The 20,605-nt window shown below is 64.3% G+C and carries 17 protein-coding genes and 1 pseudogene; 5 read left to right on the top strand and 13 right to left on the bottom strand.

All coding sequences use genetic code 11. The annotated features are described in order from the left end of the window. The first annotated feature begins 65 nt into the window (after positions 1 to 65). Entirely contained in the window at positions 66 to 773 is a 708-nt protein-coding gene (locus tag BUB39_RS08175) for a pYEATS domain-containing protein (RefSeq protein ID WP_073052416.1), read from the top strand. A gap of 23 nt (positions 774 to 796) precedes the next feature. Here BUB39_RS08175 and BUB39_RS08170 read toward each other — a convergent pair whose 3' ends face one another. The 3 genes from BUB39_RS08170 to BUB39_RS08160 all read right to left on the bottom strand — a co-directional run bounded on the left by BUB39_RS08170 (position 797) and on the right by BUB39_RS08160 (position 3,700). After that, the gene (locus BUB39_RS08170; RefSeq protein ID WP_073052878.1) at positions 797 to 1,816 is read right to left on the bottom strand and encodes a zinc-binding alcohol dehydrogenase family protein; all 1,020 of its coding nucleotides are present in this window, start codon (positions 1,814 to 1,816) and stop codon (positions 797 to 799) included. A gap of 156 nt (positions 1,817 to 1,972) precedes the next feature. After that, the gene (locus BUB39_RS08165; protein ID WP_084527005.1) at positions 1,973 to 2,674 is read right to left on the bottom strand and encodes a hemerythrin domain-containing protein; all 702 of its coding nucleotides are present in this window, start codon (positions 2,672 to 2,674) and stop codon (positions 1,973 to 1,975) included. 102 nt (positions 2,675 to 2,776) lie between these two features. Continuing rightward, positions 2,777 to 3,700: an extensin-like domain-containing protein gene (locus BUB39_RS08160; protein ID WP_084527003.1), complete on the bottom strand. Its 924-nt coding sequence runs from the start codon at positions 3,698 to 3,700 to the stop codon at positions 2,777 to 2,779. A gap of 260 nt (positions 3,701 to 3,960) precedes the next feature. Here BUB39_RS08160 and BUB39_RS08155 point away from each other — a divergent pair, with 260 nt between their 5' ends. Then, a complete protein-coding gene (locus BUB39_RS08155) occupies positions 3,961 to 4,680 on the top strand; it encodes a GntR family transcriptional regulator (RefSeq protein WP_073052413.1) in 720 nt (239 codons plus the stop codon). A gap of 139 nt (positions 4,681 to 4,819) precedes the next feature. After that, the gene (locus tag BUB39_RS08150; protein WP_073052412.1) at positions 4,820 to 5,926 is read left to right on the top strand and encodes a BMP family ABC transporter substrate-binding protein; all 1,107 of its coding nucleotides are present in this window, start codon (positions 4,820 to 4,822) and stop codon (positions 5,924 to 5,926) included. A gap of 215 nt (positions 5,927 to 6,141) precedes the next feature. Here BUB39_RS08150 and BUB39_RS08145 read toward each other — a convergent pair whose 3' ends face one another. The 8 genes and pseudogenes from BUB39_RS08145 to BUB39_RS08105 form a co-directional block, all read right to left on the bottom strand. Further along, positions 6,142 to 7,107, bottom strand: a complete 966-nt coding sequence (locus BUB39_RS08145) for a DUF2336 domain-containing protein (RefSeq protein ID WP_073052411.1) — start codon at positions 7,105 to 7,107, stop codon at positions 6,142 to 6,144. A gap of 480 nt (positions 7,108 to 7,587) precedes the next feature. Continuing rightward, the gene (locus BUB39_RS08140) at positions 7,588 to 7,908 is read right to left on the bottom strand and encodes an AzlD family protein (RefSeq protein ID WP_073052410.1); all 321 of its coding nucleotides are present in this window, start codon (positions 7,906 to 7,908) and stop codon (positions 7,588 to 7,590) included. Next, a complete protein-coding gene (locus BUB39_RS08135) occupies positions 7,905 to 8,600 on the bottom strand; it encodes an AzlC family ABC transporter permease (RefSeq protein ID WP_073052409.1) in 696 nt (231 codons plus the stop codon). The genes BUB39_RS08140 and BUB39_RS08135 overlap by 4 nt, the downstream gene beginning before the upstream one ends. Before the next feature lie 3 nt (positions 8,601 to 8,603). After that, positions 8,604 to 12,433 (bottom strand): annotated as a pseudogene (metH, locus tag BUB39_RS08130) (methionine synthase). A gap of 43 nt (positions 12,434 to 12,476) precedes the next feature. Further along, positions 12,477 to 13,403 carry a methylenetetrahydrofolate reductase [NAD(P)H] gene (gene metF / locus BUB39_RS08120; protein WP_073052877.1) on the bottom strand — a complete coding sequence of 309 codons (927 nt, stop codon included), beginning with the start codon at positions 13,401 to 13,403 and terminating at the stop codon, positions 12,477 to 12,479. Further along, positions 13,403 to 14,410: an ArsR/SmtB family transcription factor gene (locus BUB39_RS08115; protein ID WP_073052407.1), complete on the bottom strand. Its 1,008-nt coding sequence runs from the start codon at positions 14,408 to 14,410 to the stop codon at positions 13,403 to 13,405. The genes metF and BUB39_RS08115 overlap by 1 nt, the downstream gene beginning before the upstream one ends. An 89-nt stretch (positions 14,411 to 14,499) precedes the next feature. After that, positions 14,500 to 15,219 (bottom strand): B3/B4 domain-containing protein, encoded by a 720-nt coding sequence (locus tag BUB39_RS08110; RefSeq protein ID WP_073052406.1) that lies wholly within the window; start codon positions 15,217 to 15,219, stop codon positions 14,500 to 14,502. A 159-nt stretch (positions 15,220 to 15,378) separates the two neighbouring features. Next, on the bottom strand, positions 15,379 to 16,857 hold the full coding sequence (locus BUB39_RS08105; protein ID WP_073052405.1) for a catalase: 1,479 nt from the start codon (positions 16,855 to 16,857) through the stop codon (positions 15,379 to 15,381). 149 nt (positions 16,858 to 17,006) lie between these two features. Here BUB39_RS08105 and BUB39_RS08100 point away from each other — a divergent pair, with 149 nt between their 5' ends. After that, positions 17,007 to 17,912 carry a hydrogen peroxide-inducible genes activator gene (locus BUB39_RS08100; RefSeq protein WP_073052404.1) on the top strand — a complete coding sequence of 302 codons (906 nt, stop codon included), beginning with the start codon at positions 17,007 to 17,009 and terminating at the stop codon, positions 17,910 to 17,912. A 171-nt stretch (positions 17,913 to 18,083) separates the two neighbouring features. Beyond that, positions 18,084 to 18,824 carry a DNA helicase gene (locus tag BUB39_RS08095; protein WP_073052403.1) on the top strand — a complete coding sequence of 247 codons (741 nt, stop codon included), beginning with the start codon at positions 18,084 to 18,086 and terminating at the stop codon, positions 18,822 to 18,824. Here BUB39_RS08095 and tam read toward each other — a convergent pair. After that, complete coding sequence (gene tam / locus BUB39_RS08090) at positions 18,802 to 19,572, bottom strand: trans-aconitate 2-methyltransferase (protein ID WP_073052402.1); 771 nt, start codon at positions 19,570 to 19,572, stop codon at positions 18,802 to 18,804. The two genes, BUB39_RS08095 and tam, sit on opposite strands and share 23 nt — an antisense overlap. Positions 19,573 to 19,656: 84 nt before the next feature. Further along, positions 19,657 to 20,238: an MOSC domain-containing protein gene (locus BUB39_RS08085; protein WP_073052401.1), complete on the bottom strand. Its 582-nt coding sequence runs from the start codon at positions 20,236 to 20,238 to the stop codon at positions 19,657 to 19,659. Positions 20,239 to 20,605: the final 367 nt, after the last annotated feature.

The raw sequence follows: 20,605 nt of genomic DNA, 5'->3' as shown, positions 1-20,605 counted from the left end.
ATTTGTGGATTAGATGCAACCAATTTGATATAGGGTAACTACGTCACTCATAGAGGCTGTAACCAATGACCCGTGAGAATACGAGGACCCTACGTGTAATCTCCTATCTCTTGCTGGGTGCAGCCGTCGTGCTGCAGGTTTTGCTAAGTAATGGATCGACAACGACGGATATTTCGACCGGCATTGTCTCGTTGATTGCGATCGCGATCGCGCTGCTTTTGCTAGCGGAACTCGGGCCCTTCATACGGTCGCTCAGCGCGGGTGGTGTCAACGTCGAATTCGCTCAAGACGTAAGCTCCGGACTCAACGCTTTGGAGAAGCGAATTGGGTCGATCGAACTCTTGGTCGAAGGGTTTTCCGGGCACGTTGACGTGAAGACACCAGCTCTGCCGGCGCCAGCCGCGAACCTTCCGGTTATAGACCAGCAAGATCCGAATAAGGGACGTTTCGGCGGCGCGCAAAGCTCCGGAGGCTTTAGTTTGAGCGCCACATTCAGCTCATTCAGTTCGCCAGAATGGGTTCGGGTCAATCTCTTCGTCAAAGGCGATCCGACAACCGAATCCTTAAAGGCGGGCGAATATGTCGAGTTCTTTCTGCACGACACTTTCGTCCCAGATGTATTCAGAACTCCCTTTATTGGAAATACATCGACCTTGTCGGTGTTGGCGTTTGGAGGCTTCACTGTGGGGGCCTGGATTCCATCGCGCGAGGTCGAACTGGAACTTGACCTCGCGTCGATCCGCAAAGCGCCTCGCATCATACGAGAGCTCTAGGGCCGAGACCCGATTCGACGTTCTCACCAGCCGGCGACGACCACCTTGCCGATCATCCGGCCGCTCTCGACCGAACGGTGCGCCTCGCGCAGATTGGCGGCGCTGATCGGCCCGAGCGTCTTGGTGAGCGTCGTTCGAATCTTGCCCTCGTCGACGAGCCCGGACACGGCATCAAGGATCGCGTGTTGCTTCTCGATATCGCGCGTTTCGAAGCGGGAGCGTGTGAACATCAGTTCGAGATGCAGGCCGACCGATTTCTGGAACATCGTCCCGAACTCGGCCGCCCCAAATCCATCCGCGCCTTCGATCAGGCCGATATGGCCTTCCGGAGCGACCAGGCCAGCGATCGCGGCCGCGTGCTGCTTGGTCCCCCCGAAGGCCAGCACGATGTCGACGCCGGGGTGCCCGAGAGCGGCGAGCTGGGGGCCGAGCGGCTGCGCATGGTCGACGACGTGATGAGCGCCGAGGCTCTTCACCCATTCCGCCGACTCCGGCCGTGACGCCGTCGCGATCACCGTGAGCCCGGTCAGGGCTCGGGCGAGCTGGATGGCGATCGAGCCGACACCGCCGGCACCAGAGACGATCAGCAGCGTGCGGGAGTCGGTGGCAATGCCAGGCACGACGCCAATCCGGTCAAACAGCAATTCCCAAGCCGTCAGCGCCGTCAGAGGCAGTGCGGCGGCAGCGGCAAAATCCAAGCTTGCCGGTTTGGTGCCGACGATCCGCTCGTCCACGGCGTGGAACTCGGAATTGGCTCCGGGCCGCATGATTGAGCCGGCATAGAAAACCGCATCGCCAGGCTTGAAGAGCTGGGCCTCGGTGCCAACCGAAACCACCGTGCCCGCAGCGTCGAAGCCGAGGACGCGCGGCTCGCCTTCGGGATCGCCCGATTTACGAACCTTGCAATCGACAGGGTTTACCGAGACCGCCTCGATCTTGACGATTAGGTCACGCGGCCCGGGCTCAGGCTGATCGCGCACGATCTCGATAAACGCCTCTGGGTCTTCAACGGGCAGCGACTTGGAATAGGCAATGGCGCGCATGGCGATCTCCGCTTGCATCTCGGCACGGTCCGGAGAGAGGGCCGTGGTAGGGCATCGTGCTCTACCACATGGCGAACCGTCCTCTGCCCCCATAACGCGTCGCGCAGCCGATCGCCCCCGAAGACACAACACAAGTTGAGGTCACGCGTAGGGACCCTAGGCCGCGAGGCGGAGATCGGCGGCGAGGCGGCGGAACTCGGCCTCGCCGAGCGACGGCCGCACCACGCCATCGAACACCGCCGAGAAGATGGCGGCCGGCATGCCGGCGCGCATGCCGCTGAGCATTTCCATCCGCTCGCCATGGTTCATCGACGGCATCATCAGCCGCAGGAAGCCCATCATGGTGTCCGCATCGATCGACGCGACGATCCGCTGCTCGATCGCCCTGAGTTCATCATCGCCAAAGAGGGTGTGCAGCAACGCAAGCGTCTCGGTCTCCTCCTCCACCATGTGCTGAAGGTCAGCCGCGATGAACAGCGAGTAGCGGAGATAGAGCGCGCGCAGCAGCGCGGGGCGGCTCGCCGCCGGAGCCGCCTCGATCGCGTCCAGCATCGCCTCGAGCTCGTCGAAATCGCGCTCGTGATGCTCATGATCGTCGGCGAGCTGGTCCGTCGCACCGGCCCGATGCGCCTCGATGACCTCGTGGATGTGGGCGTTCTCGTGATGCAGATGGCCGCGGCCGGCGCCGATCAGGGCGCGCATGTCGCCGACAAGCGCGCGTACGGCCGCGTCATCCTCGCCGTCGATCGCTCCGAGCCGGATCGAGATCTGCATCTGCGCATAGCGCAGCGCCTTATGCGGCATCGTGTACAGGTTGTAGCGGCTCTCATCGACATAGATCTTGCTGATGGCGTTCATCATGGTTCCCCGTGGTTGATGGCGCCCGTTTAGGGGAGCCGCCACGGACTGTCTGTGACGCCATTCACTGAGCGATTTCGGACGCCGGACCAGGTGCCGGCGTCACTCGGCGTAGGAGAGCGGCACGCTGGCAGGCGGCAGGCGCACGGGCGCGCCGTCGTCGGCCGGGACGGCGGGCGCCACCGCCGCGGAATTCGCCGTACCCGTCACGGTTGCGTCGGGCGTTCCGAGCTGGTCATCCCAGCGATAGGTGAAGGTGCGCTGTTCCATCGAGGCCGCTGGCGCTGTGCCGGGCGCGGGCGGCAGGCTGACCATCGGCGCGTTCGGGTCGAAGGTCGGCGGTGGCATCTCGAGTTTCGGCCGGCAGTAGCGCGACGTCCCGGCGGCGTTGTGATGCGCGAGGTCGATGTGGATATGGTCCTCGTGCAACCGGTTGGAGCCCGGCCCGAGCACGGTCGTGAAATAGTCACAGGCGGAAATGAGCGTCTGCCGCAGGAAGGCCTGCGAGACCGGGTCGCCGTTGCGCCAGTCGCTCTTGACGCGGATCGTGCGGCCGTCGGCAAGGCGGAAGCCGGCGACGTCGAAGGCGTTGGCGAAGGCATGCTCGGAGAGCTTGTCGCCATGGCGATTGTTGCGGGAGCGGCACGAATAGGTGCCCATGGTCAGGATCTCGGTGACCGGCATGCCGAAGCGCTGCTGCGCCGCCGGCTGGACGGCGTTCCGGATCCATTTCTCCATCGTGTAGGTCATCATGCAGCCAAGCACGACTTCGGAGCCACCGACGGAGACTACACCCGACTCGAATGCGTTCACGCGCAGCGGCTGCTCGATGCCGCAAGCGCCGCGTCCGTCGATCTCGCGCGACGGCTCCTGGAAATAGCTCGGCACCACCAGCTTCTGCTGGTAGCAGGCGCGCTCGGTCTGGTCGCGCCAGGCTTCGCGCTCGTCGAAGAAGTTGAGCGCGCATCCCGCAAGCGAGATGAGGGCAATCACCGACCCGATACGCAACGCAACACCACTCGACATATCAGGACAATGCGAGCGAACGCCTTAATGAACGGTCAACCAACGCATCGGCGCAGGCGCTACCACCCAGTCTTGTATACTTGATTGCGCGACTGATAACGCCAGTCAGGCGATCCAAGCTATCGCTCGCTGCCGAAAACCAAATCAATCTGCCCAAATCCCAAGCAAATACTGAGATTTCTTTCAGCATCGCGGATACTTGAACAGAGAATTTCAGTATACTAGAAATGAGCTCCGCAATGAGTGATTGAGAATCGAGAGTGCAGCGCAACGGCAGCACAGCATCGTCGGGTCGCGGCGGCCGGGTCTATGCCGTGCTGCAGCAGGCGATTGTCGACCAGGCGCTGCCGCCGGGGACCAAGCTGCCAGAGGACAGCATCGGCGCGCAGTTCGGCGTCAGCCGCACCATCGTGCGGGCTGCCCTGCAACGCCTGGCCGCCGATGGCCTCGTGGACATGCAGGTGAAGCGGACGGCGACGGTGGCCCGGCCAAGCCTCGAGGAAGCGCGCTCGGTTTTCGAGGTGCGCCGATGCCTGGAGCGCGAGGTGGCGCGGCTTGTCGCCGAGAAATGGAATGACGGTTTCGCCACGAGCCTTGCGGCACATCTCTCGGAGGAGCAGCAGGCGGCCCATGGCGGCGACAGCAAGGCGACGATACGCCTCGCAGCCGAGTTTCACGTCAAGCTCGCCGGCATGAGCGGCAATCCGCTACTTGCCCGCTACGTGGCCGAAGTGGTCTCGCGCTGCTCGCTGATCCTTTCGGTGTTCGGCCGGCCGCATCAGTCGGAATGCGCGATCGAGGAGCATCGCGCCATCATCGAGGCGCTGGCGGCCGGGGATGCGGCACGCGCGGCGACGTCGATGGAGCATCATGTCGCGCTGGTCGAGCGGCGCGGCGTCGGTGGCGAGGCTCCGGCCGAGCCCGATATTGGCGAGATCCTGGCGCGCTATCTGCCGCTCGCCCCCATTGCGAGCGTCTGACGCGTCGCAGTTCAACCCATCGGCGGACCGGGAACGATCCGCCGAACCGCTTCAGCCGACGCGCCGCAGAAGCGCGCGGCCGACCTTCCGGCAACCGCCATCCACGACGCCAAGCCAGAGAGATCAAGAGGGACCTGCCATGACCACAGTTTCGAGACGAACCCTGCTCAAGGGCGCGGCCATCGGCGCGCTCGGCCTTTCCGCCTCCGCCCTGCCCTTCCGGGCCAAGGCGGCCGACAAGCTGACGATCGGCCTGATCTATGTTGGGCCGCGTGATGATTTCGGCTGGAATCAGGCCCATGCCGTCGGCGCGCAGGCGCTGAAGTCCATTCCGGGCGTCACGGTGGTCGAGGAGGAAAACGTCCCCGAGACCGACGCCGTCTCGAAGACCATGGAATCGATGATCGAACTCGACGGCGCGAGCCTCCTGTTCCCGACCTCGTTCGGCTATTTCGATCCCTTCATGATCGCCGCCGCCAAGAAATATCCCGATGTCGAGTTCCGTCATCCGACGTCGCTCTGGGATCCGAAAAAGCACCCGATGAATCTCGGCGGCTATTTCTGCTATCTCGATCAGGCGCACTATGTGAACGGCATCGCTGCCGGCCTGTCGACCAAGTCGAACAAGATCGGCTTCATCGCCGCCAAGCCGATCGCGCTTGTGCTGCGCAACGTCAATGCCTTCACGACGGGCGTGCGCAAGGTCAATCCGAACGCCGAAGTTCGGCTGATCATCACCGGCGAATGGTCGCTGCCGGTGCGCGAGGCCGAGGCCGCCAACGCGCTTGCCGATGCTGGCTGCGATATCATCGCCTGCCATGTCGACAGCCCGAAGGTCATCGTCGAGACGGCCGAAAAGCGCGGCATCATGAGCTGCGGCCACAATGCCGACCAGTCGTCGCTGGCGCCGAAGGGCTTCATCACCGGCGCCGAGCTGAAATGGGGCACCGTCTACACGGCCTATGCCAACCTGTTGGCCAAGGGTGAAAAGCTGCCGAACGAGAACTATGGCGGCTATGACCGCGACATGGTGGCGAGCACGGCCTTCGGCCCCGGAGCGACCGAGCCCGCCAAGGCGGCGGCCCTCGCGGCGATCGCCGACCTCAAGGCCGGCAAGCCCTATTTCATCGGCCCGATCAAGTCGAACACCGGCAAGCTGATCAGCCCAACGACGATCGAACTCTATGACCCGAGCCTCTGGGGCACCGACTACCTGATCGAAGGCGTCGTCGGTTCCATCACCTGATCTGCCACTTCGCGCGAAAAGCGCTCACCATCATGGCCGGGCTTGTCCCGGCCATGTTCGTCTTCGCCTGCCCGGCCGTTCCGGATTCCTGAGCCGACGCACGCCGGCCCATCAGCTTGTCATCGCCGGGCTTGACCCGGCAATGACAGGCCGGAGGAACAAAGAAGGCCCGGCTGCTGCCTCAGGCAGCACTGAACGCTGGTCTAGATCCGGCCTTACGCTTTTCTCTGCAGCGCCTTCATGCTGCCGAGCGTCGCCCGGGCTTCGGCCTCGGTCAGTTCGGCATAGGCTGCCTCGACGGCCATCGTCTCTGAAAGCGGATGACCGAAGCGGCGGCCGCGGATGCGGGCAATCACGGAAAACGTCGAAGGCGGCACGGATGCGGCGCGGCAGAGCACGGCCAGCAGCGACGGGTCCGGACGCGCGATCAGGCGACTCACCAAGTCGGGCGGCAATCCAGCATGCGCGGCAAGCAGCATGGCGACTTCAAGCATACGGTCGCTCGACGCGATCGCGGCGATGGCAGCCGCAACCGGAGAGGCTGCCGTGGCCGGTCGCTGCAGCGTCGCCTTGGGCCAGGGAATGACGGCGCCCATCGGCTCGCCAAACCGCCGACGCTCCGCGCCCTGAACCGCCGGAAACGCGACGATATCAGCTGGCGGGCGCAGATCGGCGGCGCTGCCGGCACCGCATGAAGCAACGATCCGGGCGAGGCACTGCGGCGACAATCGCGCCGACCGGTTCGCGGCGACAGCCCGGCAGAGACGCGCCCCACCCAGAGCCACAAGCGCGTCCGACATGCGCTCGGAAAGCGGCACGCGTGCCGCGATCGCCATCAGGCCCTCTTCGTCAACCCGGCCAGCAAGGTCCAGGAGATCATCGTCGGTGAGCACGCTGGCACCGCGCAACATGGCCTCGCCAATGAAACCGCCCGAAACTGCGAGCTCGAGCGCCAGGGCATGAGGAAGGGTCGCGAGTTCCGCGAGGCGCGTAGCGACGCCGGCCTGCTGCGGCCCCGGCAACCCCGGCAGCAATTGCCGCACAATATCCCCAAAGAGCGGGCCCAGAGAACCCTCTGCCCGCGCGCCGGCGGCGCGGTACAGATCGATGATCGCCACCAGGAGCTCGGCGCGCCGCGCCGGGGCGCGGTCGTGTGCCAGCCGCGTCAAATGCTCCAACATGATCACCTCAGAAGCCAATTCGTGATGGCTCGAAGTCTCGCATCCAACTCATAAGGAACGATTGCGGGATCCACTAAACTTCGGCGGTGATTTGCGACGATTCGTGGCGAGATCGAGGCGGGCTCCTCGGGCCTTGATGGCCCTCTCCAGCAAATTCGTTTCGTCCCTTCGATTAATTTCGGAATGAAAACATCGCGAAAAGGCGTAGGAGGCCGCAGCTACCCCTTGTCCAGGCGGAGGGATCGGTTAATCTTTATGGCGTTTTGGAGACACGGAAAGAGAGACCCGGGAGATGTCCATGAGCCTCGCTCGTCCGATCCAGTTCGTTGCCCTCAGCGCCGCGTTCCTGTTCATTGCAGCGATCGTCATCGGGGCGCTTTAGTCGGGCAACGGCCAAGCCAAGGCCCACGCATAGCATCTCGTCTGAGACCACGCGCCGAGCAGCGCGGTGAGACGTATGCGCGCCGAAGGTCCTCGCAGCTAGAACCCGAACGATAGCCGCATGACGGCGACAGCCGCCATGCCGGCAAAGGCGGCGAGGATATCGTTCCGGCGCCATAGGAACATCGCGATCGTCGCTGCAAAGCCCGCATACTCGGCCGGTCCGCCATGCGCAGCGATTGGTGCCAGGATCGAGCCCATGATCGCGAGCGGCAGCGCCTTCAGCCAGGCCTCGACGCGCGGCGTCACCGCTACGAACCGCATCAGAAAGAAGCCGGAGATCCGCGTCAGATAGGCCGCCACCGCCATCGCGAGAATGATGACGGCCAGCCCCGAAGTCGTGGTGGGATCGACACTCACGTCGCAGCCTTTCGCGGCAGAAAGGCCGCCGTCAGGCTGCCGGCAAGCCCGCCGGCCAGGACATGCCAGGAGCCACCGACGAAGCGCTCAAAGACGAGCGCCACCGCGGCACCGATAGCGAACGGAAGAAGATCGCCCCTGCCCTTCCAGAAGCCGCAGGCAAGCGACAGGAAGAAGGCCGGCAGGAAGAAATCGAGACCGAGCCGGCGCGGATCACCCAGCAGGGGACCGAAGCCGGCGCCTGCGGCCGTGCCGACAATCCAGCCAATCATGAAGGCGACGCCCATGCCGACGAAGACGGCGATGTCGTGCCGGCCCGCGTCGCGCTCGCGCATCGCCGCTGCCCAGTTCGGATCGACCAGCAGAAACAGCGAGGCATAGGCGATCCAGGGCGGCAGGCCTCGCATCCAGGGCTGAATGGCCGCGCCAAACAGCACATAGCGCGCGTTCATCGCAATGACCGACACCACGACGGCAACCAGCAGGTCGGGCGCGCCCCAGGCATGCAGGGCCAGCAGCTGCGCTGTCCCTGCGAAGACGAAGAAGCTCATCGCGGAGGCGCCCGTGATCGAAAGTCCGACGCCATCCGCCAGCACGCCGAAGACGATCCCGAAGGCGATCATGCCCGGCAACAGGCCGATGCCCTCGAAAAAGCCGCGGGAGAACCCTGCCCGCGAGAAGTATGGCGACACGATCTACTCCGCCGCTTCGACCCGCACTGGATCATAGTTGAGGATCGGCGCCAGCCAGCGCTCGGCCTCGGTGATCGTCCAGCCCTTGCGCGCGGCATAATCCGCCACCTGATCGGCCTCGACGCGCCCGACGCCGAAATAGAAGCTCTCGGGGTGGCTGAAATAAAACCCGGAGACCGACGAGCCGGGCCACATCGCGTAGCTCTCGGTCAGCGTGATGCCGGCGGTCGCCTCGACATCGAGCAGATCGAACAGCGTCCGCTTCTCGGTGTGGTCGGGCTGAGCGGGATAGCCGGGTGCCGGGCGAATGCCGGCATAGGTCTCGCGGATCAGCTCCGTTGGACCCAGCGCCTCATCCGGCGCATACCCCCAGAATTCGCGGCGCACCCGCTGGTGCATGCGCTCGGCGAAGGCTTCGGCGAGGCGATCGGTCAGCGCCTGGCTCAGGATCTTCGAATAGTCGTCATTGGCGCGGGCAAAACGCTCCGCGACCGCTTCCTCGCCGATCCCGGCGGTGACGGCGAAACCGCCGACATAGTCGGCAACGCCCGATCCGGCGGGCGCGACGAAATCCGACAGCGCGACATGGCGGCGCTTGTCGGTCGAGCGCGCGATCTGCTGCCGCAGCGTAAAGAGCCGCGCCGCCTCGCTCGTCCGTGTCTCGTCGGCATAGAGCGCGATGTCGTCGCCGACGGCATTGGCCGGCCAGAAGCCGATGACGCCATTGGCGCTGATCCACTTCTCCGCCACCATCTTGGCGAGCATCGCCTGCGCATCGTCGTAAAGCGCGCGCGCCGCTGGACCGACCTTCTCGTCCTCAAGGATCTGCGGGTAAGTGCCCTTCATCTCCCAGGTGGCGAAGAAGGGTGTCCAGTCGATATAGGGCACCAGTTCGGCGATCGGATAATCGCGGAAGAGCCGCGGGCCGAGGAAGCTCGGCCGCACCGGGCGATAGCTCGACCAGTCGAGCTTCAGCGCATCGGCCCTGGCCGTCGCGAGCGTGATACGGCGCTTCGCATCCTGCCCGCGCTGATGTGCCTCGGCGATGCGGGCATATTCGGTCTGGATGTCCGCCACATAATTCGCCTTGTCGCGGCCGATCATGCTGGAGGCGACGCTGACGGCGCGGCTCGCGTCGAGCACATGCACCGCCTGGCCGCGCGCATAGTTCGGATGGATCTTGACCGCGGTGTGCACGCGCGACGTGGTCGCCCCGCCGATCAGGAGCGGCAGGTCGAGGCCCTCGCGCTCCATTTCGGCAGCGACATGGCACATCTCGTCGAGGGATGGCGTGATCAGGCCGGAAAGGCCGATGACGTCGACATTCTGCTCCCTGGCGACGGCCAGGATCCGCGCCGACGGCACCATGACGCCGAGATCGATGACCTCGAAATTATTGCACTGGAGCACGACGCCGACGATGTTCTTGCCGATGTCGTGCACGTCGCCCTTGACGGTGGCGAGCAGGATCTTGCCGGCCGATGAGGTACCCGTGGTGCCGAGCCGGCGCTTCTCCTCCTCCATGAACGGCATGAGATAGGCAACGGCCTGCTTCATGACGCGGGCCGACTTGACCACCTGTGGCAGGAACATTTTGCCAGCACCGAAGAGATCGCCGACGACATTCATGCCGGCCATCAGCGGCCCCTCGATCACGTCGAGCGGTCGGGTAGAGCGGGCGCGCGCCTCCTCGGTATCGATCTCGATGAAATCGGTGAGCCCGGCCACCAGCGCATGTTCAAGCCGCTTGTCGACTGGCCATTCGCGCCAGGAGAGGTCCGCTTCCTTCTTCTGCGAGGCGCCCCCCTTGAAGCGCTCGGCGATCTCGAGCATGCGCTCGGTCGCATCCTTGCGCCGGTTGAGGACGACATCCTCGCACCGCTCGCGCAGCTCCGGATCGATATCGTCATAAACCGGCAGAGCGCCGGCATTGACGATGCCCATATCCATCCCGGCGGCGATGGCATGATAGAGAAACACCGAATGCATCGCCGCGCGCACCGTCTCATTGCCGCGGAACGAGAAGGAGAGGTTGGAGACGCCGCCCGAGACATGCGCATGCGGCAGATTCTGCCGGATCCAGCGCGTCGCCTCGATGAAGTCGACGCCGTAATTGTCGTGCTCCTCGATGCCGGTCGCGATCGCGAACACGTTCGGATCAAAAACGATATCTTCCGGCGGATAACCGATCTCTTCCGTCAAAATCCGGTAGGCCCGCGCACAGATTTCGGTCTTGCGCTGGAACGTGTCGGCCTGGCCCTTCTCATCGAACGCCATCACGACGACTGCGGCGCCATAGCGGCGCAGCTTCCGCGCCTGCTCGCGGAAAGGCCCCTCGCCTTCCTTCATCGAGATCGAATTGACGATCGGCTTGCCCTGGACGCATTTGAGGCCGGCCTCGATCACCGACCATTTCGACGAGTCGATCATCACCGGAACGCGGGCGATGTCCGGCTCGGCGGCGAGCAGGTTCAGGAATGTGACCATCGCCAGCTCGGAATCGAGCAGGCCCTCATCCATGTTTATATCAAGGATCTGCGCGCCATTGGCGACCTGCTCGCGCGCGACATCGAGCGCGGCATTGTAGTCGCCGGCCGTGATCAACTTCCGGAATTTGGCGGAACCCGTGACGTTCGTGCGTTCGCCGATATTGATGAAGGACGCCGTGGCGGTGGTCATTGGATCATCCCGGAAGTTGCGGCCATCATCTCTTGATCAGTCATTCTATACGCGCTTCATGGAGCCGCGACACCCGCCGGCGGAGCTCAGGCCGCGCTGACGAACGGTTCGAGCCCCGACAGGCGCAACTGCGGCGCGACCGCGGGAATGGCGCGCGGCGCGACATCCTTCACGGCACCGGCGATCGCCCGGATATGATCGGGCGTGGTGCCGCAGCAGCCGCCGACGACATTGACGAGGCCGGAGCGCGCGAACTCTCCGACCAGCTTCGCCATCGCTTCGGGGCTCTCGTCATACTCGCCGAATTCATTCGGCAGGCCGGCATTCGGATAGGCGCAGACGAAGGTATCGGCAACACGCCCGATCTCGTCGATATGCGCCCGCATCTCACGAGCACCGAGCGCGCAGTTGAGGCCGATCGAGAACGGCTCTGCATGGCGCAGCGAATACCAGAAGGCGGTCGGCGTCTGGCCTGAAAGCGTGCGGCCGGAGAGATCTGTGATCGTGCCAGAGATCATGATCGGCAGCTTGACACCCTTTTCTTCGAACACGTCCTCGACGGCGGCCACCGCCGCCTTGGCGTTCAGCGTATCGAAGATCGTCTCGATCAAAATGAGGTCGGCGCCGCCATCGACCAGCCCCCGCGCCGCCTCGGCATAGGCATTGCGGAGATCGTCGAAGGTGACGGCCCGGTAGCCGGGATTGTTCACATCCGGCGAGATCGAGGCAGTGCGATTGGTCGGGCCGATGGCACCGGCGACATAGCGCGGAATGCCTGTTTCCCGCGCGACGGCATCGGCCGCGCGACGCGCGACGCGCGCGCCTTCGAGGTTGAGCTCATAGGCGAGCGACTCCATGCCGTAATCGGCCTGAGCGATCGAGGTCGACGAGAACGTGTTCGTCTCGACGATGTCGGCACCGGCCTCGAAATACTGTCTGTGGATCGCTTCGACTGCATCCGGCCGGGTCAGGATCAGAAGATCGTTGTTGCCCTTGAGATCGCGCGGCCAGTCCTTGAAACGCTCGCCGCGGAAGTCCGCCTCGGTGAGCTTGAGACGCTGGATCATGGTGCCCATGGCGCCGTCGAGAACGAGAATGCGCTTCTGCGCTGCGGCAGCGAGCGTCGGATTGCCGAAATCAGTCGCCTGGCTCATCGGTCCTGGTCCTCTTAGCGTGGGTCTTGTCTCGTCGATGCCGTCACGCCGCCGCCGCGTCGGGAGCAGCGGGCTTCACAGGCCGCATGCCGAGCAGATGGCAGATCGCATAGACGAGGTCAGCCCGGTTCATCGTGTAGAAATGGAAGTCCGAGACGCCGCGATCAACCAGATCGAGCACCTGCTCGGCGCAGACAGCCGCCGCCACGAGCTGGCGTGTCGCCTGATCTTCCTCGAGCCCCTCGAACCGCGCGGCGAACCAATCCGGAACGCTGGCGCCGGCCTTCTGGGCGAATTTCGCGGTCTGCGAGAAATTGAGGACCGGCACGATGCCAGGAACGATCGGAATTGAGATGCCGGCCGCTGCCACGCGGTCGAGGAACGCCGAATAGAGATCGTTGTCGAAGAAGAACTGCGTGATCGCACGGGTCGCGCCCGCATCGACCTTCCGCTTCAGATTGTCGATCTCCGTCGACCAGTCCGGGCTTTCCGGATGACGTTCGGCATAGGCCGAGACGGAAACCTCGATCTCGGGATGATGCGAGCGAATCGCCTCGACGAGATCGGCGGCGCGGTCATAGCCGCCGGGATGCGCCCGGTAGGCCGTGCCGATTCCCTCCACCGGATCACCGCGCAGCGCCACGATGTGGCGAACGCCAGCCTCGGCATAGCTGTCGACGACCGCATCGACTTCGCCCTTGGTGGCGCCGACGCAGGTCAGATGCGCGGCAGGCTTCAGCCCAGTCTCGGACAGGATTCGCGCGACGGTGGCGTGCGTACGCTCACGGGTCGATCCGCCGGCGCCATAGGTCACCGAGACGAAATCCGGTGCCAGCGGGGCCAGCCGTTCGATGGAGCGCCACAAAGTCTCCTCCATCGCCTCCGTCTTTGGCGGGAAGAACTCGAACGACACACTGAGGTCGCTCGGGCTCCGGCTGCTGCGGCTCGCCCGCGCGGTCGCGTCTGTCATCATGCGGTCTCCAACCCTCGATCCGCCCCGGCGATGTTGAAGCGCGGATCGCGCAGCAGCCAGAGCGTCACTGTCAATTTATCGGCCCCGGCGCCCGCGCCGAGATCGAGCACCTTGTCCATCTCAAGCCCGAGTTGCCGCGTCCAGCCGAGCATCGTCTCATGCGAGAATCCGAGCCGGCGATGGGCATGCTTCTCGCGCAGAAACTCCAGGCTGTGCGGCGCGAAGTCGACGATCAGCAGCCGACCGCCGGGACGCAGGACCCGCGCAGCTTCGGCGAGCGCCTCGGCCGGATCGTCGAGATAATGCAGCACCTGATGGATCGCAACGAGATCGAAGCTGTCACGCGGCATCGGCAACTTCATGATCTCGCCAAGACGGACCTGCGCATGCGATAGGCCCGCCTTGTCGAGATTGGCCCGCGCAACCGAGAGCATGGCCGTCGACGCATCGATGCCAATCCCGGTGCGATAGATGCCCGAAAAGACTTCGAGCAACCGTCCGGTCCCGGTACCGAGATCGAGGAAGCGATCGACAGGCCGATCGCCAAGCAGCGCGACCATCGCCGTCTCGACGGCAGCATCCGGCAGATGCAGCGAACGGATTTGGTCCCAGGCGGCCGCGTTCTGCGCAAAGTAGCGGAGCGCCTCGGCGGCATGCTCGCGCTTGACGTTGGCGAGCCAATCGCGGTCGCGTGCTACAGCGGGATCGCCAGGATCGCAAAGCCCGACGAGATCGTCGGCAAGCCGGCGCTCGGCGCCGCCCTCGGCGATCCGGTAGTAGACCCAGGCGCCTTCGGGATAGCGCATGATGAGATTGGCATCAGCCAGCAGCTTCAGATGCCGCGAAATGCGCGGCTGCGACTGGCCAAGGATCGAGGTCATATCCTTGACCGTCAACTCGCTCTCGCTGAGCAGCGCCAGAATACGCAGGCGCGTCGGTTCGCCGGCCGCCTTCAGCGCGGTCACCAGCGTTTCCGAATCGAGCGTCTGCGAGGCACTCGTCACGCGTCGTCTCCGTCGGCAGGCCGGTGGTCCCGGCACCAAGCCAACAAGATATAAAGATATCTTTATATGAGTAAAGGGGCTGAAGCCGCCTAGCCGGCGATTTCGGCCCGTGGATGCGCCCGATCGGCGATGACAAAACACGCCGTGCCGCCGCAATGTGCAGCGATCAGCGAAATTAGGTCGGCGGCGGCGGCCTCCACGCTGCCGACGCCGGTCGCCTGAATGGTCACAACAGCCCGCCGTGTCTGCCCCGACACCAGCGAGCGCGCATCCTGACGCCAGTTCCAACGTCGGCAGAGGACCTTTTCGGCATCGGCATAGACGACTTCGCCCGGTTTGGGCGGGTCTTCGACCGACCCCTCAGCGCCATTATCCCCGCCAGCCATGTCGAGGAAGCTATCGCCTGGCCGCGCATACCGAAACGCGATGTCGCCTGTAATCCGGTCGAGATCATCGGCGCCGATCGGCAAGACATGCGTCAGCGAGACGGCGTTATAGGCATCGACGAACGGATTGATGACCGGCAGGGCGCGCTCGGCAAGGACATTCTTCATTAAACGTTCGACCGAAGAGCGGTAGCTCGTCTTCTTGATGCCGAAGGCGCGATAAGCCTGCCGCCATGCGGCGATGGCCGGGATTTCGGAGAGCTCCTTTCCTTGCCACAGCGTCCGCGCTTCCGCCTCGCGCGCCGCGATTGCCGCTTCGAGAGAAGCCGGCCGGCCGTGGCCAATCGCGAGACCCTCGAAAAGGACAACGGCAACGCGGAACGCCGGAAAGGGCTCGGTCAGTTCGGAAATATCAAGATGCATGAAAGTCTGCCTCGGCACGAACGCCGGGTGATGAAAACCCTGACCGGTACCGCGGGGCAATCTCTTTAGCGACGACAGCGCAAAACGAAGAAGCCCCCGCGCTTGGGCGCAGGGGCTTCGATCGTGACAGGGTCAATCGCCAAATGCGCCGCCCTCAACCTATTCGGCGGCGACCGCCAGTCCATCGGTCGGCAGGCCGAGCGCCTTGGCAACGCCGATGCCGTAATCAGGATCGGCGCGATAGAAATGCACCAGCTGCCGGTTGATGATCTCGACCGGAACAGTCTGCATCGCCGCGGCGACATTGCCGAAGAGCTGCTGTTTCTGCTCGTCCGACATCAGACGGAACAGATTGCCGGCCTGCGTATAGTCGTCGTTTCCGACCCGGTGGTTGTAGCGATCGGCGTCGCCATTGATCTTCAGCGGCGGCTCGCGGAAACGCTCGTCCTGTTTCGGACCCGAGAAGGAATTCGGCTCGTAATAGGCATCCGCAGGCGTACCCGGCGGGAAGAAGCGCATCTGCCCGTCCTTGTGATAATTGTGTACGGGAACCTTCGGATGGTTCACCGGCAGCGCCTCGTAATGCGTGCCGAGGCGATAGCGATGGGCGTCGGCATAAGAGAAGATGCGCGCCTGCAGCATCTTGTCCGGCGAGAAGCCGATGCCCGGCACGATATTGGACGGCGAGAACGCGGCCTGCTCGATCTCGGCGAAGTAATTGTCCGCGTTGCGGTTGAGCTCCATGATACCGACATCGATCAGCGGATAATCGCCATGCGGCCACACCTTGGTGAGGTCGAAGGGATTGTAGCTCGTCTTGTCGGCGTCGGCCTCAGGCATGATCTGCACGGCAAAACGCCAGCGCGGGAAATCGCCGCGCTCGATGGAGCCGAACAGATCCTCCTGCGTCGACTCGCGCGTATGGCCGACGACACCCGCCGCTTCGCCATTGGTCCAGTTCTTGATGCCTTGCAGCGACTTGAAGTGGAACTTGATCCAGAATCGCTCGTTCGCGGCATTGATGAACGAGAAGGTGTGCGAGCCGAAGCCGTGCATATGGCGCACGTTCTGCGGCAGGCCACGATCCGAGAACAGGATCGTCACCTGATGCAGGCTCTCCGGTGAGAGCGACCAGAAATCCCACATCGCCGTCGGCGAGCGGAGATTGCTCTTCGGATGACGCTTCTGCGTGTGGATGAAGTCGGGGAATTTCAGAGGATCGCGGACGAAGAACACCGGCGTATTGTTGCCGACGAGGTCCCAATTGCCTTCCTCGGTGTAGAACTTCACCGCGAAACCGCGCACGTCGCGCTCGGCGTCGGCGGCGCCCGTCTCGCCCGCGACGGTCGAGAACCGGGCGATCAGGTCGGTCTTCTTGCCGACCTCGCCGAAGATCTTGGCTTTCGTATAGCGCGTGATGTCGTGGGTGACGGTCAGCGTCCCATGCGCGCCCCAGCCTTTAGCATGCACGACGCGCTCGGGAATGCGCTCGCGATTCTGGTGCGCGAGCTTTTCGATCAGCTGGTAATCCTCGAGCAGCAGCGGCCCGCGCTCGCCGGCCGAAAGCGAATTCTGGTTATCTGCGATCGGCGCGCCGGCCGTGGTCGTCAATTGATCGGGTGTCGTTTTTTCAGTCATGGCGCACTCCATTTAATCCAGATCGGCTCACCGCCGCCGTCATCATGGGCACACCATGCCACGCAGCTTGGATCGGTTCCAATCATATTGAATGGAGCGAGCGATAAGTTTAGCTTATCGGCCATGCTCGATGTCTCAGCCCGCTACCGATGATCACACTTCGCCAATTGCGCTACTTCGAGGCCCTCGCGCGTCATCTGCATTTCGGGCGCGCCGCGGAGGAATGCGGCATCTCGCAGCCGGCACTCTCACAGCAGATCCAGGAAATGGAGGCGATGCTTGTGCTGCCGCTGGTCGAGCGCGGGGCAAGGCGGCTTGCACTGACGCCGAAAGGCGAGGAGATCGCCCGCCGCGCCACGCGCATTCTGGGCGACGTCCGCGACCTGACGGACTTCGCCAGCCATGGCGGCGGCGTGCTATCTGGGACGCTGAAGCTCGGCGTCATTCCCTCCGTCGCTCCCTATGTGCTGCCGAAAGTACTGCCCCTCGTGCACGAAGCCTATCCGGGGCTGGAACTGCATCTGCGCGAGACACGTACGGACCAGTTGCGGCAGGAACTGGCACAGGGCCGGCTCGATGTGCTGCTGATGGCGCTGCCATCGGGCGACCCCAGCCTCGAAAGCCGACCGCTCTTCGTCGATCGCTTCCTTCTGGCACGGCGCGCCGGCGGAGACGCCGATACGGCGGCGCCGGCGAGCCCGGACGCGATTCCGCCCGATCGGCTCTTGCTGCTTGAAGAGGGCCACTGCCTGCGCGATCAGGCTTTGACCTATTGCCGGATCCAGAAATCCGAGCTGCAGGCGAGCTTCGGCTCGGCGAGCCTCGCGACGATCATGCAGATGGTCGCCAACGGCTATGGCGTGACGCTGCTGCCGGAGATCTGCGTCGATGTCGAGGCGAAGGACACACGCATCGCGCTCTCCCGTTTCGCCGATCCCGAGCCACAGCGCGAGATCGGGCTCGTCTGGCGCCGATCATCGCCACGCCGTGTCGATTTCGAAGCACTTGGCGACCTGGTCATCGAGGCGATGCGGGCCGGAACCGTACCGGCCTGAGCGCTTGCAGCCGCACGCGCCGCGCGATAGATTCTGCGCAAGGCTTGGCCCGCGCCTCCCCCCTCCGATCGGGGAAGTATCGCAATACGGGGCATCGACATCATCGAATCGCCTGTTCGAGCAGTCGCATGAGGAGGGGTTGCGTTTCCGGCTCGCAACGGAGATTCGTTCATGAAGTCGCCTGCCCCGCTTTCCCGACTGAAGCGCCGCGCCCGTCTTCTCGCGCGCCGCGAATCATTGCCTCTTCATGCGGCGCTCGATCGCATAGCCCGCGACGAAGGCTTTGCCACATGGAGCCTGCTGCACGCCCGGTCCGTCGCGGAAGCGCCGCGCCGTGCCATGGCGCCGGACCTCGCAGAGGGCGAGGTCGTCCTGCTCGGCGCACGGCCGGGGCACGGCAAGACGCTGCTCGGGCTCGAAATCCTGCTTAAGGCGGCACGTGCCAACCGGCGCGCCTTCTTCTTCACCCTCGAATGTACCGAGGCAGAAGCAAGGGCACGCATCAGGCGGCTTGCCCCCGACGACGCGGATCTCTGGACGGGGATCGAGATCGTCAGTTCCGACGAGATCAGCGCCGCGACGATCATCGGCCATCTCCTCAGCGCTCCGCGCGGCAGTGTCGCCGTCATCGATTATCTGCAGATCCTCGACCAGCAGCGCCGCAAGCCTCCGCTTTTTGATCAGGTCGCGGCGCTTCGCGACTTTGCCCGGACGAGCGGCATCGCATTCTGCTTCCTTTCGCAGATCGATCGCACATTCGATTCAGCCGTCCGCCCGGTACCCGGCATGGGCGACATACGCCTGCCCAACCCGCTCGATGTCACGCTCTTCTCGCGTGCCTTCTTCATGCATGACGGCCGGATCGGCTTTGAGACACCGGCCGTGCCGCTCAATCCTTTACCGCCACGATGAAGAGCCGCGGAAAGCGCAGCAGAACGCTGCCATCGGCAAGCGGCGGATAGGCGGCCGTGATGCGCGCAAGATAATCGGCGAGGAAGGCCTCGCGAAGGTTCGGTGGCAGCACGTCGAGATAGGGCCGGAGCCCCGTTCCCTTGACCCATTCGACGATCGCGGCGGGGTCGGCGAGCTTGTGCTGGTAGATCGAGTGCCAAAGATCGATCCGGGCGGACTTAGGGCCGAGCTGCTCGAAATAGGCACGCGGGTCAGGCAGCGGCGGCCGGCGGATCGCCCGGCCAGCGAAGATCTCGGCGAACAGACCACTATGCGCCGATGCATCCATGGCGAGATGGCTCGGCTCGGCGAGATTATCGGGCATCTGCACGGCAAGGACCCCGCCCGGCGTAATCGCATCCATCAACCGGTTCAGCACCGCCAGATGATCGGGCACCCATTGGAAGACAGCGTTGGCGAAGAGCAGATCAACGGGCGTCTCCGGCATCCATGCACCGATATCCGCGGCCATGAACCGGCATTGCGGCAGCCGCTGGCGCGCCGCAGTCAGCATATTTTCGTCCGAATCGAGGCCCGCCACTTCCGCCCCGGAAAATCGCTCGACCAGCAATTCCGTCGAATTGCCCGGCCCGCAACCAAGATCGATGACGCTCTGCGGCTGCGAGAGCGGCACCTGCGCCAGAAGATCGCGTGCGGGACGCGTCCGCTCATCCTCGAATTTCAGATACTGCTCCGCCGACCAGGCCATGATTTCTCTCTTTCGAAGTCTGACCATGCCTAGCACGCACGTTGGACGGATTAATGGCAGTCGCGGCCGATCACGGGTTGCCGGTCAGGAATAGAGTCGCTGGACGGGCACGCGCACGGACACCGTTTCGCCGACGCGGATCACGCCCGGCTTCTCGACCCAGCCGACAAGGCCGCGCAGATGCTTTGCAGCCTTGGGAAACAGCAGCGTCAGGTCCTCGCGGCCCAGAATATGCCGTGCGATGGCGGCGCCCGCCAGCCGGCACGGCGCGTTCTGGCCATCGATCGCAATCGTCGCGCCGCCAGCAAAGAGCAGCCGGCTGCGGGGCGGCACCCACGAGAGGTGCTCCAATCCGCCTAGTACGAGATTGGCGCCGATCCATTCCGGCTCGAGCGCGGCGATGCCCATGGCAGATGCGGCCTCAGCGAGCTCGTCGCGCGCGACGATTGACACCTGACGCTCGTTGCGGATTTCCGTGCGGCGCGGATACCACGGTTCGCGACCGCCGCTCCTTCGCGTCGTGCCCGCGTGGCGATCGCCGACGATCCCCTCGAAATCGAGCGTGAGCGCCTCGACAGAGCGAGTTTCGAAACCTGCGCCGTCAGCGACAAAGACCGCATCGACGACCGCGTTGAATACATTCGCTGCCACGATCGTGCCGCTCATATTACCTCTGAAACCGACCGTCGTTCATACGCGTATCTTGTGATGGTGGTCACAGACTAGAGCGGCCCGGCAAGCCATGATGCAGCATGAGGAAGGCGCCTGCCACCCCAAGGCGCCAACGCTGCGGACGAGCCGAGCAAGAACAGGCGTAGCACCCTGGACTGCGCGACGGCTCTCAGCGCGACAGAATAATGGCCGCGCCGGCTCGGCTGCGGCCTGCGAGACCCTCTGCCTTGTCGGGGCTGAGGAAGGGCGGACGGTTCTGCCCCTGCCCCTAAGACCCAGGCAGGACCGTCCGTCGATAATTTTGCGCCGAAAGCGGCGCACAAGCTGAACCGGCCGGGCCGGTGGGGCGGCGGGCGGTGCG

Origin of the sequence: Kaistia soli DSM 19436, from assembly GCF_900129325.1 — a bacterium.
Classification (GTDB): Bacteria; Pseudomonadota; Alphaproteobacteria; order Rhizobiales; family Kaistiaceae; genus Kaistia; species Kaistia soli.
Note: the sequence above shows the minus strand (reverse complement) of the source record. Positions and strands in the feature narration are given on the sequence as shown.

Coding starts and splice junctions, on each gene's coding strand:
- BUB39_RS08160 (WP_084527003.1), bottom strand. CDS start 3,700: ATGTCGAGTGGTGTTGCGTTGCGTATCGGGTCGGTGATTGCCCTCATC.
- BUB39_RS08105 (WP_073052405.1), bottom strand. CDS start 16,857: ATGACTGAAAAAACGACACCCGATCAATTGACGACCACGGCCGGCGCG.
- tam (WP_073052402.1), bottom strand. CDS start 19,572: ATGGCCTGGTCGGCGGAGCAGTATCTGAAATTCGAGGATGAGCGGACG.
- BUB39_RS08175 (WP_073052416.1), top strand. CDS start 66: ATGACCCGTGAGAATACGAGGACCCTACGTGTAATCTCCTATCTCTTG.
- BUB39_RS08145 (WP_073052411.1), bottom strand. CDS start 7,107: ATGTTGGAGCATTTGACGCGGCTGGCACACGACCGCGCCCCGGCGCGG.
- metF (WP_073052877.1), bottom strand. CDS start 13,403: ATGACAGACGCGACCGCGCGGGCGAGCCGCAGCAGCCGGAGCCCGAGC.
- BUB39_RS08170 (WP_073052878.1), bottom strand. CDS start 1,816: ATGCGCGCCATTGCCTATTCCAAGTCGCTGCCCGTTGAAGACCCAGAG.
- BUB39_RS08095 (WP_073052403.1), top strand. CDS start 18,084: ATGAAGTCGCCTGCCCCGCTTTCCCGACTGAAGCGCCGCGCCCGTCTT.
- BUB39_RS08110 (WP_073052406.1), bottom strand. CDS start 15,219: ATGCATCTTGATATTTCCGAACTGACCGAGCCCTTTCCGGCGTTCCGC.
- BUB39_RS08100 (WP_073052404.1), top strand. CDS start 17,007: ATGATCACACTTCGCCAATTGCGCTACTTCGAGGCCCTCGCGCGTCAT.
- BUB39_RS08085 (WP_073052401.1), bottom strand. CDS start 20,238: ATGAGCGGCACGATCGTGGCAGCGAATGTATTCAACGCGGTCGTCGAT.
- BUB39_RS08165 (WP_084527005.1), bottom strand. CDS start 2,674: ATGAACGCCATCAGCAAGATCTATGTCGATGAGAGCCGCTACAACCTG.
- BUB39_RS08150 (WP_073052412.1), top strand. CDS start 4,820: ATGACCACAGTTTCGAGACGAACCCTGCTCAAGGGCGCGGCCATCGGC.